The sequence below is a fragment of the Oxalobacteraceae bacterium OTU3CAMAD1 genome, from assembly GCA_024123915.1.
Lineage (GTDB): Bacteria > Pseudomonadota > Gammaproteobacteria > Burkholderiales > Burkholderiaceae_D > Rugamonas.
Genome location: CP099650.1, coordinates 4,065,349 through 4,082,751, shown reverse-complemented (window position 1 = coordinate 4,082,751; position 17,403 = coordinate 4,065,349). Strand labels below are relative to the sequence as shown.

Sequence of the window (17,403 nt, the reverse complement as noted above, 5' to 3'; positions counted from 1 at the left end):
CGTCGATGATAGCCAGTCTTGACCTTAGCGCAAAAGGCGGCCGCGTCTTTGATCCACGTCGTGCCGCCGCCGGCCGGTTGGCCGAAGGAAGGGCCGTTCAGCCGGACAGCCCGCGCGCGTAGCGCATCGGCGGCAACCCGACGTGGCGGGCGAAGGCGACGCTGAACGCGCTGGCCGAACCATAGCCGACCTGCTGCGCCACGTCGGCGACGCCGCCCTCCCCGCGCCGCAGCAGGTGCTTGGCCAGCGCCATGCGCCAGGCAAGCAGGTACTCCATCGGCGCGACGCCGACCGCGCGGCTGAAACGCTCGAAAAACGCCGACCGCGACATCGCCGATTCCTTCGCCAGCTGCGCCACCGTCCATGGGCGCGTCATGCTTTCGTGCATATGCCGGATGGCGACGGCCAGGCGTTCGTCGGCCAGCCCGCGCAGCAGGCCAGGCGACGCGGCCGTGTGCGCGGCCGAGCGCAGCGCTTCGATCATCAGCACCTCCAACAGCCGGGCCAGGATGACATCGCGCGCGGGCCGCCGCGCCCGCGATTCGTCGCCGACCAGCTCGACGATGATGGCGAGCCGCCGCTCGCCGCGCACATGCACCAGTTGCGGCAACAGCGACACCAGCAACGCCGCGTCGGGCGAATCGAAGGCGCAGTGGCCGATCAACAATTGCACGTCGGCGGGACCGTCCTGCCGGCCATGCCGGAACCCGCCGTCGGGCAGCGCCACGGGCTCGGTTTCGGCGTCCGCCGGAGTCATGGGCTCGTTGCTGGACATCGTGAAGCCGTGGGCCGACGGAATCAGCACAAAGTCGCCCTGCCGCAAATGCAACGGTTGCTGTCCATCGACGGTGAGCTGGCACGCGCCGTCCATCACCACGCAATAGAACGGTTGGCCGGACTCGGCGCGACGCACGCGCCAGGCGCCAGCCGCGCCAACCACCTTCGAAAAACGGGCCTGCGGTTGGAGCAGCGAAACGACTTCCGCCAAGGGATCGGTCATGTATGGACTCCTGCGAATGAAAGGTGGACGTTTGATTATAGCAAGTCCTGCCCGCGCGCCCTATAGTTCAACCCTGCTAACCAACCACAGGAGTAATTCCATGAAAACCGTTCTGATCACCGGCTGCTCATCCGGCTTCGGCCTTGAAACTACCCGCTATTTCCTGGACCGCGACTGGAACGTGGTCGCGACGATGCGCACGCCCGCGCCTGATATATTGCCGCGCTCCGACCGGCTGCGCGTGATCGCACTCGATGTTACCGACCCGGACAGCATCCGCCAGGCGGTCGAGGCGGCCGGACCGATCGATGTGCTGGTCAACAACGCCGGTGTCGGATTGCTGGGCGCGCTGGAGGGCACATCGATGGCGAGCGTCCGTCACATCTTCGACACCAACACGCTGGGCACGATCGCGATGACCCAGGCGGTGCTGCCGCAGTTCAGGCAACGCAAGGCTGGCGTCGTTGTCAACGTCACTTCCAGTGTTACGCTGGTGCCGCTACCGCTGCTGTCGGTGTACACGGCAAGCAAGGCGGCGGTCAACGCCTTCACGGAATCGTTGGCGCTGGAGCTTGAGCAATTCGGCGTGCGGGTGCATCTGGTGCTGCCGGGCCGCGCCCCGGAGACCCGTTTCGGCGAAAACGCCCGGCCGCACATGCAGGGCGCCATTCCCGACGCCTACGCCGGCATGGCGCAGGAAGTCTTCGCGGCATGGGGGGAGCAAACGGCCATGACCCATGCGACCGATGTGGCGGAGGCCGTATGGCGGGCCGCGAACGAGCCGTCATCGCCAGGGCGCATGCCTGCCGGTGCCGACGCGGTGGCGATGGCCGAAAACGGCGCGCGTTTGTTGCGCGGTTAACCTGCGTTTTGGACGATTAATACGTCGGGATCAAATGTAACCATCGGGCACAAAATATCGTTGACCGGGTTCGATTCCTCGTGGCAATATGGGTACGCTTGTCCAATATGAACCAAGCGCTTACCTGCCGGACACGCATATTCGCGATACCACTTACGGAACTGCCATTATGTACCGCATCGATACAAGCAAGCCTTTTCAGGTCATTTCCATGGCCGAACTGGCGAAGACCAAACCAAGCCTGATCGTCGCCGCCGACGACCCGAGGGTCACGCCGTTCGAGGAACGCATGGCGGAGATACAGGCCATGTTGAAGCGGGAGTATCCGGAAGAGTTCGCCCCGCGCCGCGCCGAAGCCGATCCCGGCCAAATCTACGAGCCAGCGGCATCGGTGGCGCAACCGGAAGTCACCGCAGCTACCCAGAAGCAGACTTTCAGCAGTCTGGACTGGGAATTGGCGCGCTCGCGCATGACTTTCGACGCCTTGCTCAAGAAATAAGCCCCCCAGCCGCCGCTTCAGGCCACACGCCGGGTGGCGACTTGCGCTTCCCCAGCCGCTTTCATGACATTTTTGTGACCCGCTTGACATGCCGGTCAACACCAGATATCTTCGGCAACGTTTCTCAATAGAAATTGTTTGTAACTGATAAGTTCTGACGTGCCGTTATCCGGCGCGTCGGGACGGGGGGCCGGATCGCACCGGAACCGGCCCTTCAGTCATCGCCGATGGAAGCGCTTCCATATACGGATCGCCACCATCGCCAACCATACAAAAGGGAATGGAATGAATCACTCGCCGCGTCGCCACCAACTCAACCTGCGACGCTTGCGCAGGCTCCCCATCCAGGGCCTGCCCTTGGCCTTGATCGCCTTGCTGGCAGCTTGCGGAGGCGGCGGAGAAGAAACCGCCCAGTCCGCGCCCCGCACCGCCAGCGCCATGCGGATACAGGGCGCGGCGGTCTCGGCGGAAGTGCCGCTGACGCCGGTCAACGCCAGCGCCAGCTCCGCCGAACGCGGCGACCTGTCGGCCGCCGCCGCCATCGATCACAACAGCGGCACGCGCTGGGGCAGCGGCTTCGCGGACGACCAGTATCTGACCCTGGACTTCGGCAAGACCGAAATCATCACCCGGGTGCGCATCGATTGGGAGAACGCCCACGCCGCCCAATACCTGCTGCAAGTATCCGACGACAACGCCAGCTGGACCACCATCAAAAGCGTCGACAACAGCGAGGGCGGCACCGAGGATTTGACGGGGCTGAACGGCCAGGGCCGCTATCTGCGCATCAAGGGCATTAAACGCTCCACGCAATACGGCTACTCGATCATTGAGGTGCAGGCGTTCTCGGGCACGCCGGTCACGGCGCCGACGGATCCGTTGCCGTCCCCGCTGCCGGCCGATCCGACCCAGCCCGGCGTGGCGATCAAGCCCGTCGCCGCCACCTCCTCCAAGCTGGAGAATCCAGGCCTGTCGGCCGCCATGGCGATCGACGGCAAGACCAACACGCGCTGGGCCAGCGCGTTCGAGGATGGCGCCTGGCTCCAGTTCGACTTCGGCGCCAAGACGCCGATCGGCTACATGAAGGTGCTTTGGGAAAACTCGTACGGCAAGCAATACAGCCTGCTGGTCTCGGACGATGGCCAGAACTGGACCTTGCGACGCGCCGTCGCCAACGGCCAGGGGGGCGCCGAGGAGTTCTTCAATCTCGGCATCGACGCCCGCTACGTGCGCCTGCAGGGCGTGGCCCGCGCCAGCCAGTACGGCTACTCGCTGTACGAGGTGGAATTCAGGACGCCCGGCAGCGACAATACGCTGGCCGGCGTGGCGACGTCGCCGCTGAACTTCCCCGCCAGCGGCGCCGGCTGGACTCCCCTGCCCTCGGCCGACCAGCCGCTCGAGACGCTGCAATTCGCCCTGGCCGACGGCACCCTGGTCACCCGCTTCGGCGCGCGCGGCCTGGCCCGCCACGGCCGCGAGCGCGGCGAGGACTGGAACGAGATCGGCTACGGCCCCAACGAGACGGTCGACGCCGCCACCGGGCTGCCGCGCGACAAGGGGCCGGGCAACTACCTGACGTTCGTGCCGCAATACTTCAAGAACCGCACCTGGGGCGTGGAGATCATCGACAACAGCCGCGTGGCCGGCGTCACCAAGCCGACCCTGACCGTGAACCAATACACCACGGTCGACTTCCTGAAAGGCGGCGTGGCCTTCTTCCGCGGCTTCGACCGTCCCGGCGTGACCGGCTACGGCTGGATGGCGCCGGGCCAGCTGGTGGACGACAATGTCGCCATCTGCAAACCGGTGGCTTATCCGCTCAACGGCAAGCTGACCAATGCCAACGGCATCAACAACGGCTGCACGATCCGGGTCGACAACTATCCGGGACACGCCGGACTCGGCATCGATGGCTTCCCCAACGGCACCACCGTCCGTGGCCGGCCGCTGGCGGTCGGCGATGTCGTCGAAGTGTCGCCATCGATGTTTACCACCGTCGATGCGCTGGCCGCCAAGGGCGACAACGGCGGCGTGCGCTACTACTCGTACGAGTGGGCGTATGTGGTCGGCGCCGGACTCAAGCCCTGGTACGGCGTGCAGCCGCGCTTGAACACGATTCCTCTGCCGGAGGAAACCTTGTCCGGCGGCGCCGGTTCGGTGTCCTACAACTACTCGGACAACGGCCTGTTCATGTTCCAGCAACCGCACAACAATATCGGCATGCAGAACATGCAGCGCTTCGTCGAGGGCCGGCGCCTGGTGCACACCAACTTCACCACCGGCGACCACAACGAGCCGGGCAACGACCGCTACGCGCAAGCGGTGGGGCTGCAGGGAACGCGGTTCAACCAGTCCGCCTGTATCGCCTGTCACGTCAACAACGGCCGCAGCCCGGCGCCGGCGGCGATCAACCAGCGGCTCGACAGCATGTCGATCCGGGTTGCGACCGCCAACGCCAGCGGCCAGCAGCTGCCGCATCCGCAATACGGCACCGCCGTGCAGATGAACGCGATGTCGTCCACCGGCAAGCCGCAGAACTGGGGCAACGGCGTGCGCGTCGCGGGCTTCGAGACGAGGTCGGTCAAGCTGGCGGACGGCACGGCGGTCGAACTGCGCAAGCCGACCCTGGCCTTCGAAGGCGCGACGCCCGATATCTTCTCGCTGCGCGCGGCCCAGCCGATGATAGGGGCCGGCTTGCTGGAGGCCATACCGGAGGCGAGCATTCTGGCGCTGGCGCGTTCGGCGCCGGACGCGGACGGCGTCAAAGGCGTGGCCAACTACGTCTACGATCCGGAAAGCGGCGCAGTGCGGGTGGGCCGCTTCGGCTGGAAGGCGGCCAAGGCGACGTTGCGCCAGCAGTCGGCCGAAGCACTGCTGCTCGACATGGCGGTGACCTCCCCGGTCTACCGCAGCCGCGACTGCGTCAACGGTCCGGTGGCCTGCCGCGCCGGGGCGTCCCAGGCGGGCATCTCCGAGGGCGATCTGCAATCGATCTCCAACTATCTGGCGCTGGTGGCGGTGCCGGCGCAGCGCAGCGTGGCGAGCGGCTTCCCGAAAGGCGTGGCGCCGCTGGACGAGCACCGCGTCGACTCGCAGCAGGTCGCGGCCGGGGCCAAGCTGTTCCAGGGCATGCGCTGCGTGGCCTGCCACACGGCCGAGATCAAGACGGGTCCCGGCCACCTGTTCGCCGAGCTGCGCAACCAGACCATCCGGCCGTACAGCGACCTGCTGCTGCACGACATGGGCGCAGGTCTTGCCGACAAATTCGTCGAGGGCCAGGCCAAGGGCGCGATGTGGCGCACCGCCCCGCTGTGGGGCATCGGCTACACGGACAAGGTCATGGGTGGCGGCGCCAAGGCCGGCTATCTGCACGACGGCCGCGCCCGTACGCTGACCGAGGCCATCCTGTGGCACGGCGGCGAAGCCGACCGCTCGCGCCAGCGCTTCGAGGGTTTGTCGAAGACGGACCGGGAGGCGGTGCTGTCGTTCCTTAAGTCGCTATAGGAATTCGTCGCAAGCCGTCGACGGAGCATGGCGGATTACGCTGCGCTAATCCGCCCTACGTCGTTTAGAAGAGTGCGAGTTCGCCTTATGTAAATTGGCTTTGGCAGGAATTCAATCAATCACTCAACTTGTTGATCGGGAGGCATGTCGCTGCCTTAGCATATGGACTTATGATGTGTGGTTCTTACCTCACTGAAATAGGTCCATGCTGAACTTCACACGCATCGCTCGAAAAACCATCGCCGGCATCGGCGGCGCCACCCTGGCGCTGGGTTGCGCCGCCCAGGAACTGGGCATTCCGCAGGCGTCCGACGCGGACCGGCAAACCAGCCAGGCGCGCGGCGGTGCGGCCGACGCCTCGGCGTTCCTGATGGCCAGTTTCAATAGCTCGTCGGACAATTGGCTCAGCCTGTTCTCTTCCACCGACGGCGTCACCTTCACATCGCTGGCCTCCGATGCTTACCGGCCGCCCAGCAAGTTGATGCGCGACCCGGCGATTGTGCGCCACAGCGATGGCTACTATTACGTGCTCTATGCCACCGGCGCCGACAGCGCCGAACTCGGCCTCACCCGCTCCAAAGACCTGAAGAACTGGCAGTTCGTCCGCAACGTGCCGCTGGCACTGCCGGGCAACGCCCAGGCCGTCGCGCCGGAATGGTTGCGCGACAAGGATGGATCGTTGAAAGCCATCGTTTCACGCGGCGCCGGCGGCAGCTATGTGTTGACGCCGAACGCCGATTTCAGCGCATGGTCGGCGCCGCAGCCTTTGCAGGGCTTGCCGGACAACTATGTCGACACGATCGTCGCCGTCACAGACGGCGGCTACGCCGCCCTCGCCCGCAACGCCGCCACCGGCCTGATCGAGATGGCCGGCGCCAAGTCGCTGCAAGGCCCGTGGACAGTCGAGAAGCAAGGCGACTGGGCCAAATGGGGCGCAACCACCGGCGCCCACTCGCTGGTCAAGCTGCCTGGCGGGCAATGGCGCCTTTATTTCGGCGACACCGCTACCGGCCGCCGCTGGTATTCCGACAGCCAGGACGGCTTGCGCACCTGGAGCGCGGCCAAGCAACTGGGCGGCGTGTCCGGCATCATCGGCCAGGCCTCGGTGCTGGTCGAGGACCGCAAGGCTCTGGAGCAGACCACCAAGCCGAAAGGCCAGCCGAAAAAGGTCAGCTGGGACGAGCACTCGATGCTGATCGACGGCAAGCGCGTGGTCGTGTGGTCCGGCGAGATCCACCCGTTCCGCCTGCCCAACCCATCGCTGTGGCGCGACGTCATACAGAAGATGAAGGCGCTCGGCTTTAACGGCGTGGCCTTCTATTTCGACTGGGGCTATCACTCCACGGCGCCCGGCGTCTACGATTTCTCACATGTGCGCAACGTCGAGCGCGCGCTCGAGATCGCCGAAGAGGAAGGCATGTACGTGATCGCCCGCACCGGCCCGTACGTGAACGCGGAGTTGACCGGTGGCGGCTATCCGGGCTGGATGTTCCGCAACCGCGCCGAGGCGCGCACCGACGATCCGGTCTACCTGACCGCCGTCGATGAATGGATGACGCAGATTAACGCCATCATCGCGCGCCACCAGATCACCACCGGCGGCGGCAACGTCATCGCCTACCAGTTGGAGAACGAGCTGGGCAAGGTGGAACCGAAACACGTGCGCCATATGGACCACCTGGCGAAGAAAGCGCGCGCGGACGGCATCAGCGTGCCATTCTTCCACAACGCCGCCGGACGGCTGCCGGACTGGACACCGAAGGACTCGACCGCGCCGTGGGCCAATCCCGGCCCGACCGACATGTATGCGTTCGACGGCTATCCAGGCGGCACCTGCAATGTGCACGCCGATCCCGCCGGCCCGAACAAGGCGCCGGACTGGGGCATCTACGGCAAGAACTCGCCGAAGATCGGCGCGCTGTCCTCGCCCAAGACGCCGGGCTTCGCCGCCGAACTGGGCGGCGGCTGGTTCGACTACTGGGGCTCGAACGGCACCTACAATTGCACCGGCGAGCGCCAGGGCACCGGGTATCAACGCGTGTTCTATGGCACCAACCTGATCAATCGCATCACGATCCACAACATCTATATGACGTTCGGCGGCACCTCGTGGGGTTGGCTGGCCGGGCCGGTGGTGTACACCTCCTATGATTACGGCGCGCCGATCTCGGAGGACCGTGGCTTGCGCGCCAAGGCTTACGGCCTGAAGCAGCAAGGCATGCTGGTCCAGGCGGCCGAGCAGGCGCTGGCCAAGATGGACAAGGGACCGGAGATCAAGACCTCGTCCGACAAGGTCAAGGTCTACCACAATATCAACCCCGACCTCAACACGCACATCCTGTTCGCCGTGCACAGTCCCTCGGACCTGCTGACGAACGACAGCTTCACCTTCGACCTGACCACCAAGGATGGCAGCTACAAGGTGCCGCTGCGCCTGAACGGCCAGGACGCCAAGATGCTGCTGGCTGACTACAAGCTGGAGCGCCATCACCTGGTCTACTCGACATCGGAAATTCAGACCCACTTCGCCAACGGCGACCGCGATATCGCGCTGCTGCACGGCCGCGCGAACGAACCGGGCGAGACACTGCTGCGCTACGCCAGCGCGCCGAAGGTGGACGTAGTCGAAGGCAAGGTGACATCGCGCTACGAGAACGGCGTGCTGAAGCTCGATTATTTGCACGACGGCCTGGCCCGCGTGCGTATTTCCGGCGGCGGCCGCACTCCGCTTCTGCTGTTGCTGGCCGACGAGAAGAACAGCATCGCCTTTTGGACTCAGAAAACGCCGGCCGGCCAGGTGCTTCAGCTTAGCCCGGCGATGGTGCGCTCGGCCAGCCTGGCCGGCGGCAAGCTGGCGTTGACGGGAGATACCACGGCTGCCAGCGATATGCAAATCTGGGGGCCGTCCGTATCAGCCGTCACCTTCAACGGCGAAAACCTTTCGGTCACCTCCCAGCCGGACGGCAGCCTGCGCACCGCCGCGCTCAAGGGGCCGGACGCGGTGAAGCTGCCCGACCTGGGCGCGCTGGGCTGGACGCGGCGCATGGACAGCCCCGAGGCGCAGCCGAAGTTCGACGATTCGGCCTGGATCAAAGCCGACAACCGCGCCTCGGCGGCGCAGACCTGGACCATGCCCGAGCGCGGCCAGCCGACCTTGTCGATGAGCGACTACGGCTTCCACCACGGCGACGTCTGGTATCGCGGCCGACTGGACCTTGCCGACGCCAAGAGCAATCAGCTGGAGCTGTTCTACGGCGCCGGTGGCGCCGGCATGATACAGGTGTGGGTGGACGGCAAATTCATCGGCCAACACGAGCTGGACGTTGGCCGTTCCTTCCCCGAGACCACGGACAGCGTCAAGTTCTCGCTCGGAGACAAGCTGGCGAAAGGTCCGCACGTGATCGCCGTCATGGTGCGCAACAACTCGCACAACTGGAACCTGATGGCCGACGACTATCACCGCGAGGCGCGCGGCTTGATCTCCGCCTCGCTGACGTCGCGCGGCGGTCAACGCTATGCCGTTCCGATCGCGTGGCGCATCCAGGGCACCCAGGGCGGCGAGAACATCGTCGATGTCGTGCGTGGCCCGATGAACAATGGCGGGCTCTACGGCGAACGCCAGGGCTGGTACTTGCCGCCGACGGATGGCAAGACCTCCGGCGCAGGCTGGGCCAAGGCCAGGACCGGCGACGCGCCGCCAGCGCCGGGAACCTACTGGCTGCGCACGTCGTTCGATCTGGACCTGCCCGAGGGCCACGACATCCAGCTTGGCCTGGCGTTCGGCGATACCACCAAGCCCCGTTCGGAGCGCGAGAACCGCGCGCTGATCTTCGTCAACGGCTGGAACATGGGACAGTTCATCGCCCACATCGGTCCGCAGCGCACGTTTGTGATCCCGCCAGGCATCCTGAACCCGAACGGCGCCAACACCATCGCGCTGGCGGTCACGACCGACGGCAAACCCGGCAACGCGCTGGAGCCTGTGAAGCTGGTCAACCTGCGCACGGTGCGCGGCGGCGTGCCGCTGGAAATCATGCCCGGTGCGGTGAATGTCTCGGCCCCGGCCGGCGCGCAACGATGAAGCTGGCCGGACCGCTGGCGTGCTGGGCGTGGCTCGCCATCGTCGGACACGCCGGCGCCGGGGAGCTGACGTTGTACGAACAAGGCGGTGCCGTTGCCGCCATCGTTCATGAAGATCAAAAGACCTATGCGCTGGCGGCGCAATTGCTGGGCCGCGACCTGCAGGCGCTGAGCGGCCAGACGCCGCGCATCTCGTCGCGCTTGCAGGATTGCGGCAAGACCTGTGTGATCATCGGCGCATACGATACGCCGCTGCTGCGCCAGGTCGCCACACGCGACGGCCTCGATCTGGCGGCGTTGCGCGGCGAGTGGGAACGGCACAAACGGTTGGTCGTCCGCTCCAAAAAACAGAACTACGTATTGATCGCCGGGTCGGATGTGCGGGGCGCCGTCTATGGCGTGGTGGACCTGACGCGCGAGCTGGGCGTCTCGGCATGGGAGTGGTGGGCGGATGTGACGCCGCGCCGCCAAGCCCGCTTGGCCGTTGGCGACGCCACCGTATTCTCGCGCGCGCCATCGGTCCAGTACCGCGGCATTTTCCTCAACGATGAGGACTGGGGCTTACAGCCTTGGGCGGCCAAGACCTACGACCCGAAAACCGGCGATATCGGCCCCGCCACCTACGCGCGGATCTACGAGCTGATGTGGCGATTGAAGGCCAACACGCTGTGGCCGGCGATGCACGACTCGACCAAGCCCTTCTATCAGATCGACGGCAACCCGGAGATGGCGCGCAATTACGCCATCGTGGTCGGCACGTCGCACGCCGAGCCGATGATGCGTAATAACGTGCGCGAGTGGAATCTGAAGACGAACGGGCCGTTCAACTTCTTCACCAACCGCGACCGCATGATCGCCTATTGGGATGAGCGGGTTCAGCAAGTCAAAGGCTTCGAGACCCTGATGTCGGTCGGTTTGCGCGGCGTACACGACAGCGCGATGGAAGGCGCGAAGACCATCCCGGAGGCGCGCGACGGCGTCGAACAGGTCATCGATGTCCAGCGGGGCTTGCTGTCCAAGGCGCAGGGCCGTCCGCCGGAACGGATTCCGCAGGAGCTCACCTTGTACAAGGAAGTGCTCGACATCTACAAGGCCGGGTTGAAGGTGCCGGATGACATCAGCCTGATCTGGCCGGACGATAATTACGGCTATATCAGTCAGCTCAGTACTGAAGCCGAGGCGCGGCGCGCCGGCGGCGCCGGTCTCTATTACCACTTGTCGTACTGGGGCCGGCCGCACGACTATCTGTGGCTGGGCACGACGCATCCGTCTCTGGTGCGCGAGCAGCTGGAGCGTGCCAGGCATACCGGCGCCCGCAAGCTGTGGGTGGCGAACGTCGGCGATATCAAGCCGCTGGAATACCTGAGCCAGTACTTCCTCGACCTGGCTTTCGACCACGGTGTGCTGGAGCAGGCGCCCAGCGAGCATTTGCGCGCCTGGATGGCGCGCCAGTTCGGCGCGGACCAGGCGCGGCAGATCACCGACATCATGATGGAGTACTACGCACTGGCATGGGAGCGCCGCCCGGAGTTCATGGGCTTCGGCCAGACCGAGCCGACCACGCCGAACCGGCCGACCGCGTATTTGCAATCGGGCGGCGACGAGGCGCGGCGACGCCTGGACCGGTACGCGGCCATTGCCGCACGGGCCGAGGCGCTGGCGCAAGCGATGCCCGCCGACCGCCGCGACGCGTTCTACGAACTGGTGTTGTATCCGGTACGCGCAAGCGCCAGCCTGAACGCGCGCATCCTGAAGCTGGAACTGGCGGGTTTGCCGGACAACGCCGGCACCCGTGCCGAACAGTATGTGACGGAGGCAAAGGCGGCGCACCGGTCCATCGTTGCCGACACCGCCGACTACAACGGCTTGGCCAACGGTAAGTGGCGCCACATGATGGACATGGCGCCGCGCCGCCTGCCGGTGTTCGCCGAGCCCGCATGGCCCGTATCACCGGGCGGCGCCTCGGCGGCGGCGACGCCACCAGCGTCGGAGCCGGCAGCTCGGCCGCGCACGGTGTCGATTGCCGCGTCCAGCGCGGCGCCGCATCCGCAATGGCAGAAGATCGATGAACTGGGCAGCATGGGCGCGGTGCTGCGCTCGTCGCTAGCCTTGCCCTCCATCGACGCGACCCGGGCTGTAGACGTTGCGCCGCTGGTGATCGAGTTCCACACCGATTCCGCCGATCCGGTCGGTGTGAACATCGTCGCCCTCCCCACCCATCCGCTGACGTCGGCAAACCAGCTCAGGCTGGGTTATAGCATCGACGACGGGCCGCTGGCAATATTGGACTACCGCACGCACGGCCGCAGCAACGAATGGAAGCTCAACGTGCTGAGCAACACGGCGGTCAGGTCGCTGCCTGCGCAGAAGTTTTCAGCAGGCAAACATCGGCTGCGCTTGTATGCCATGGACCCGGGCTTTATCCTCGACCGGGTCGATATCGTCCCCGACGGCGCGGCGCGTTACTACGGCGCGACACCCAGATAGCACTATTGGCGCAGGTCATCGTACTGCAATATGTCCATGCTAATGTTGGTCGGCACGCTCCCGCAACCGACCAGCAGGACATCAGCCATGACTATCGCCGCACGACTGAGAATCTCCCCGCTCCGCGCCCAAGGCGGCGACGAAATCGATTTGCCATATGCGCCCTCGCCCTGGCGGCTTAAACAATGCAAGCAGACCGGCATTGTTTTCCTGGCCAACCCTCCCGCTTACGAGGAGCTGTCACAGGATTTCGCTTATGAGGTGACGTTCGAGAAGGAGTCGCAGGCGCGCAAGCAAGCCGAGCCTTTGCGCTATGCGATCAGCACCGCGCTGAAACGCTTTCGCGGCCGCATCCTGAAGCGCAACAAGAGCCTGACCCTGGTGCAGCGGCTGATACGCGACGCGCGCGGCGCCCGCATCAACGTGCTCGACGTTGGCTGTGGCTGGGGCTCGCTGCTGGATGATTTGTTCAAGTCGCTGCCGGCGGCGCTGCGCGGCAAAAGCGTGCCGCACGGGATAGAGATATCGCAAGAGCTGTCGAGGATATCGGATGGAAAGCTGCGCAAGGCCGGCGGACGCTGCGTGCACGCGTCTGCGATGGATGGGCTGGAACATTTCGACGATGGCTATTTCGACGTCATCATCATGGCGTCGTTTCTTGAGCATGACATCAATCCGCTGGCGGTGCTGGAGCGTTCGGCGAAGCGGCTCAAGCCCGGCGGCTCGATTCTGGTCAAGGTGCCCAACTACAATTGTTTGAACCGGTACTTGCGCGGGTCGCGCTGGTGCGGTTTCCGGTGGCCGGATCATGTGAATTATTTTACGCCGGAGACGCTGAAGGCGACGGCCGAGCTGGCGGGGTTGCATGTGGTGCGGATGTCGATGCTGGATCGCAGTCCATTGAGTGACAATATGTATGCGATTTTGCGGCGCACGGTGTGAGCGGCCCGCATTCACCCCACATCATGCATCATCACGGAGGCACGTAGGGCGGATTAGGCGGCACGCCGTAATCGGCCATGCATAAGCCGCCGACGGCGCACCCATGGCCGATTACGCTGCGCTAATCCGCCCTACGTGTTTTAGATTAATTCACGCGCGACCATGGCCGGCGTTATTCCTCGTCTGACGTTGTCGGTTCGACGCGCGTCACCAGCACGGACGCGATGCGCCGCTCCACCACCTCTATCACCTCGAACCGCAGACCGTCGACCTCGACCGCCTCGCCCACCGTCGGCAGGTTGCCGAGGCGTTCCAGCATGAAGCCCGCCAGGGACGTGTAATCGTCGTTCTCGCTGATCAGTTCGTCCGTCTCCAGCACCTGCTCCAGATAGTGCAGATCGGCCGTGCCGGCAACACGCCAGCAATCCGGCCCCTGCTCCTGCACGTCCGGTTGCTCGTCCTCGTCGGGGAATTCGCCGGCGATCGCCTCCAGAATATCGATCGGCGTCACCACGCCCTGGATAGTGCCGTACTCATCGGCGATCAGCACCAATTGCCCGCGCGAACGCTTCAACGTTTCCATCACCTTCAGCACGCCGCTGGCTTCGGGCATGATGATGGGCTCGCGGATGTGCTCGGGCGGAATCGCGACACCGCGCGCCAGGTTGGCCATCAATTCCTTGGCGCGGACCACGCCGATGATGTTGTCCAAATGTCCCCGGCTGACCGGGAAGAAGCTGTGCGGCGTTTCCAGGATCTGGCCCTGGATCGTGGCGGTGTCGGCATCCAGATCGATCCACGAAATGTTGGAACGGACCGTCATGATCGAGCGTACCGAGCGCTGGGACAAGCTGAGCACGCCGCTGACCATGTTGCGCTCCTCCTGCTCGAACGCTTCCGGCACCACCGTGGTCGCGGTGTCCTCTTCCTCGCCGCCGGCGGCGACGCGCTTCTTGCTGCCCAACAGGCGCAACACGGCATCGGCAGTACGGTCGCGCAGCGGAACATGCGATTCCCGGCTGACGAAATTACGGCGCGCCAACTGGTTCAGCGCTTCGATCACCACCGAGAAGCCGATGGCGGCGTACAGATAGCCTTTGGGAATGTGGAAGCCGAAGCCTTCGGCGATCAGGCTCAGGCCGATCATCAGCAGGAAACTCAGGCACAGCACCACCACGGTCGGATGGGCGTTGACGAAGCGGGTCAACGGCTTGGAGGCGAGCAGCATCACCACCATCGAAATGACGACGGCGGCCATCATCACGCCAAGATCGTCGACCATGCCGACGGCGGTGATGACGGCGTCGAGCGAAAACACGGCGTCCAGCACGATGATCTGGGCGACGACGGCGCCGAAACCGGCGTAGACCCTCGACCCGCCCTGGGTCTCGTGGACTTTGCCCTCGACCCGCTCATGCAGCTCGATCGTGGCTTTGAACAGCAGGAAGAAGCCGCCCAGCAGCAGGATCAAGTCCCGTCCGGAGAAGCTTAGCGAGGCAATCGAAAACAGCGGTTCGGTCAGGGTGACCAGCCAGGACATTACGCTCAACAAACCCAGGCGCATTAGCATCGCCAGGCTCAGGCCGACGAGCCTCGCCTTGTCGCGCTGCTCCGGCGCCAATTTATCGGCGAGGATCGCGATGAAGATGAGATTGTCGACGCCAAGTACGATTTCGAGAACGATTAATGCAAACAGACCGACCCAAATGTTTGGGTCGAATAGCCATTCCATGCGCTGCTTTCAGTGTTGAGAAGCATGCATTGTAATCCATGCCGGAGCCCCGTTCGATAGCCGGGGCTCGGCATCATTGCTTTATGGAACTATTTACGCGGTCAGCGGCATCTTGTCGATCAGCTTGTCGAGCGTGATCGGGTAGTCGCGCACGCGCACGCCGGTGGCGTTGTAGACCGCGTTGGCGATGGCAGCGCCGACGCCGCAAATGCCCAACTCGCCCACCCCCTTGGCCTTCATCGGCGATGAGATCGGATCGGTCTCCTCCAGGAAAATCACTTCCTGATGTGGAATGTCGGCGTGCACCGGCACTTCATAGCCCGCCAGATCGTGGTTGACGAAGAAGCCGCCACGCTTGTCGACGACAAGGTGCTCCATCAACGCGGCGCCGGCGCCCATCGTCATCGCGCCGATCACCTGGCTGCGCGCCGACTTGGGATTGAGGATGCGCCCGGCCGCGCACACCGCCAACATGCGGCGGATGCGCGTTTCGCCGGTGTAGGCGTCGACCGCCACTTCGACGAAGTGCGCGCCAAAGGTCGATTGCTGGTACTTCTTGTCCAGGTCACCGTACTCCATTGTGTCCTCGGCAACGATCTCGCCATCCTGCGCGGCTTGCTGCAACGTGACCGACTTGCCGCCGGCGCGCACCGAGCCGCCCGTGAATTCGGCCTCGGCCGCGTTCAAGCCGGCCTTTTGCGCGATCGCCTCGCGCAACTTGACGCAGGCGGCATACACGCCGGCGGTTGCGCTGTTGGCGCCCCACTGCCCGCCCGAGCCGGCCGAGACCGGGAAATCGGAGTCGCCCAGCTTGACCACGACCTTGTCGATGGGCAGGCCCATCATTTCGGCGGCGGTCTGGGCGATGATGGTGTAGGTGCCGGTACCGATATCGGTCATGTCGGTCTCGACCGTGACGATGCCCTTGCCGTCCAGGCGCACGCGGGCGGCGGATTTCATCACCAGGTTGTTGCGGAATGCGGCGGCGACACCCATGCCCACCAGCCAGCGGCCGTCGCGCACCTTGCCGGGCTCCACGCTGCGCGCGCTCCAGCCGAAGCGTTCGGCGCCATTGCGCAGGCACTCGACCAGCCGCCGCTGCGAGAACTTGCGCTCGCGCTTGGCCGGATCGTGCGTGACATCGTTGATGATGCGGAACGTCACCGGGTCCATCTTGAGTTTTTCCGCCAGCTCGTCGACGGCGATTTCCAGCGCCATCAGGCCCGGCGCCTCGCCCGGCGCGCGCATGGCGTTGCCTTCGGGCAGGTCGAGCACGGACAGGCGCATCTTGGTCATGCGGTTGGCGCCGGCATACAGCAGCTTGGTCTGGTTGACCGCCGTCTCCGGTTGGCCGTCCGGCAGGTCGCCCGACCAGCTCTCATGCCCGATGGCGGTGATCTTGCCTTCCCTGCTGGCGCCGATGCGGATGCGCTGGATCGTTGCCGGCCGGTGCGTGGTGTTGTTGAACATCAGCGGACGTTGCAAGGTGACCTTGACCGCCCGGTTGGCCGCTTTGGCGCCCAGCGCGGCCAGCAAGGCTTCGCTGCGCAAGAACAGCTTGCCGCCGAAGCCGCCGCCGATGTACGGCGAGACCAGGCGTACTTTTTCTTTCGGAATACCGAGCGTCTTGGCGACGTCGCCTTGGCTCCAGGCGATCATCTGGTTCGAGGTCCACAAAGTGACCTTGTCGCCGTCCCATTTGGCGATGGACGCGTGCGGCTCCATCATCGCGTGCGACTGGTCGGGCGTGGTGTAGGTGGCGTCGATGCGCACCGGCGCCGAGGCGAAGGCGCTGGCGAAGTCGCCCACCTTGGAATCGGCGTTTTCCTTGTCCTTGTGCGGCACGCCCTTGTCTTTTTCCTTGGCCAGGTCGTAGGCGCCCTTGGCGGCCGCGTACTTGACCTGCACCAGTTGCGCGGCCGCGCGCGCCTGTTCGAAGCTCTCGGCGACCACCAGCGCGACGGCCTGGTGGTAATGCTGGATCTCCGGACCGCCGAGCAGCTTGGCGGTGTTCATCTTGCCCTTGCCCAGCTTGCCGGCGTTGTCGGCGGTGACGATGGCGATGACGCCGGGCGCGCGCTTGGCGGCGGCCAGGTCCATCGAGACGATGCGTCCCTTGGCGATGGCGGCGCCGACCACGTAGCCGTAGGCGGCGTTGGGCGCGGCCTCGTGCTGTTCATACGCGTACGGCGCGGTGCCGGTGGTCTTGAGCGGACCGTCGATGCGGTCCAGGGGCTTGCCGACGAGCTTGAGCTGGTCGATCGGATTGGTGGTGGCTGGAGTGGTGAATTTCATGG

At 65.0% G+C, this 17,403-nt stretch carries 9 protein-coding genes; 6 read left to right on the top strand and 3 right to left on the bottom strand.

Annotated elements, in window-relative coordinates; genetic code table 11:
• Positions 1-97: 97 nt before the first annotated feature.
• Positions 98-1,000, bottom strand: coding sequence for an AraC family transcriptional regulator (locus tag NHH88_17660; GenBank protein ID USX11540.1), 903 nt, complete (start codon positions 998-1,000; stop codon positions 98-100).
• A gap of 100 nt (positions 1,001-1,100) precedes the next feature.
• On the opposite strand from NHH88_17660, the gene NHH88_17655 reads away from it, so the two are divergent.
• From NHH88_17655 to NHH88_17630, 6 genes are all read left to right on the top strand, one after another.
• Entirely contained in the window at positions 1,101-1,862 is a 762-nt protein-coding gene (locus NHH88_17655) for an SDR family oxidoreductase (protein ID USX11539.1), read from the top strand.
• A 211-nt stretch (positions 1,863-2,073) separates the two neighbouring features.
• Complete coding sequence (locus NHH88_17650; protein USX11538.1) at positions 2,074-2,361, top strand: hypothetical protein; 288 nt, start codon at positions 2,074-2,076, stop codon at positions 2,359-2,361.
• Positions 2,362-2,646: 285 nt separating this feature from the next.
• The gene (locus NHH88_17645; GenBank protein ID USX11537.1) at positions 2,647-5,865 is read left to right on the top strand and encodes a discoidin domain-containing protein; all 3,219 of its coding nucleotides are present in this window, start codon (positions 2,647-2,649) and stop codon (positions 5,863-5,865) included.
• A 205-nt stretch (positions 5,866-6,070) separates the two neighbouring features.
• On the top strand, positions 6,071-9,946 hold the full coding sequence (locus tag NHH88_17640) for a beta-galactosidase (GenBank protein USX11536.1): 3,876 nt from the start codon (positions 6,071-6,073) through the stop codon (positions 9,944-9,946).
• On the top strand, positions 9,943-12,432 hold the full coding sequence (locus NHH88_17635) for a glycosyl hydrolase 115 family protein (GenBank protein ID USX11535.1): 2,490 nt from the start codon (positions 9,943-9,945) through the stop codon (positions 12,430-12,432). Before NHH88_17640 ends, NHH88_17635 begins: the two co-directional genes overlap by 4 nt.
• 87 nt (positions 12,433-12,519) lie before the next feature.
• Positions 12,520-13,374 carry a class I SAM-dependent methyltransferase gene (locus NHH88_17630; GenBank protein ID USX11534.1) on the top strand — a complete coding sequence of 285 codons (855 nt, stop codon included), beginning with the start codon at positions 12,520-12,522 and terminating at the stop codon, positions 13,372-13,374.
• 172 nt (positions 13,375-13,546) lie between these two features.
• On the opposite strand, the gene NHH88_17625 is transcribed toward NHH88_17630, so the two are convergent.
• Positions 13,547-15,106: a TerC family protein gene (locus NHH88_17625; GenBank protein ID USX11533.1), complete on the bottom strand. Its 1,560-nt coding sequence runs from the start codon at positions 15,104-15,106 to the stop codon at positions 13,547-13,549.
• A 93-nt stretch (positions 15,107-15,199) separates the two neighbouring features.
• Positions 15,200-17,401, bottom strand: a complete 2,202-nt coding sequence (locus tag NHH88_17620) for a xanthine dehydrogenase family protein molybdopterin-binding subunit (GenBank protein ID USX11532.1) — start codon at positions 17,399-17,401, stop codon at positions 15,200-15,202.
• Positions 17,402-17,403: the final 2 nt, after the last annotated feature.

Excerpts from the sequence above, each read along its gene's own strand:
- NHH88_17625 (USX11533.1), bottom strand. The coding sequence starts at position 15,106 with ATGGAATGGCTATTCGACCCAAACATTTGGGTCGGTCTGTTTGCATTA.
- NHH88_17650 (USX11538.1), top strand. The coding sequence starts at position 2,074 with ATGGCCGAACTGGCGAAGACCAAACCAAGCCTGATCGTCGCCGCCGAC.
- NHH88_17620 (USX11532.1), bottom strand. The coding sequence starts at position 17,401 with ATGAAATTCACCACTCCAGCCACCACCAATCCGATCGACCAGCTCAAG.
- NHH88_17655 (USX11539.1), top strand. The coding sequence starts at position 1,101 with ATGAAAACCGTTCTGATCACCGGCTGCTCATCCGGCTTCGGCCTTGAA.
- NHH88_17640 (USX11536.1), top strand. The coding sequence starts at position 6,071 with ATGCTGAACTTCACACGCATCGCTCGAAAAACCATCGCCGGCATCGGC.
- NHH88_17635 (USX11535.1), top strand. The coding sequence starts at position 9,943 with ATGAAGCTGGCCGGACCGCTGGCGTGCTGGGCGTGGCTCGCCATCGTC.
- NHH88_17660 (USX11540.1), bottom strand. The coding sequence starts at position 1,000 with ATGACCGATCCCTTGGCGGAAGTCGTTTCGCTGCTCCAACCGCAGGCC.
- NHH88_17645 (USX11537.1), top strand. The coding sequence starts at position 2,647 with ATGAATCACTCGCCGCGTCGCCACCAACTCAACCTGCGACGCTTGCGC.
- NHH88_17630 (USX11534.1), top strand. The coding sequence starts at position 12,520 with ATGACTATCGCCGCACGACTGAGAATCTCCCCGCTCCGCGCCCAAGGC.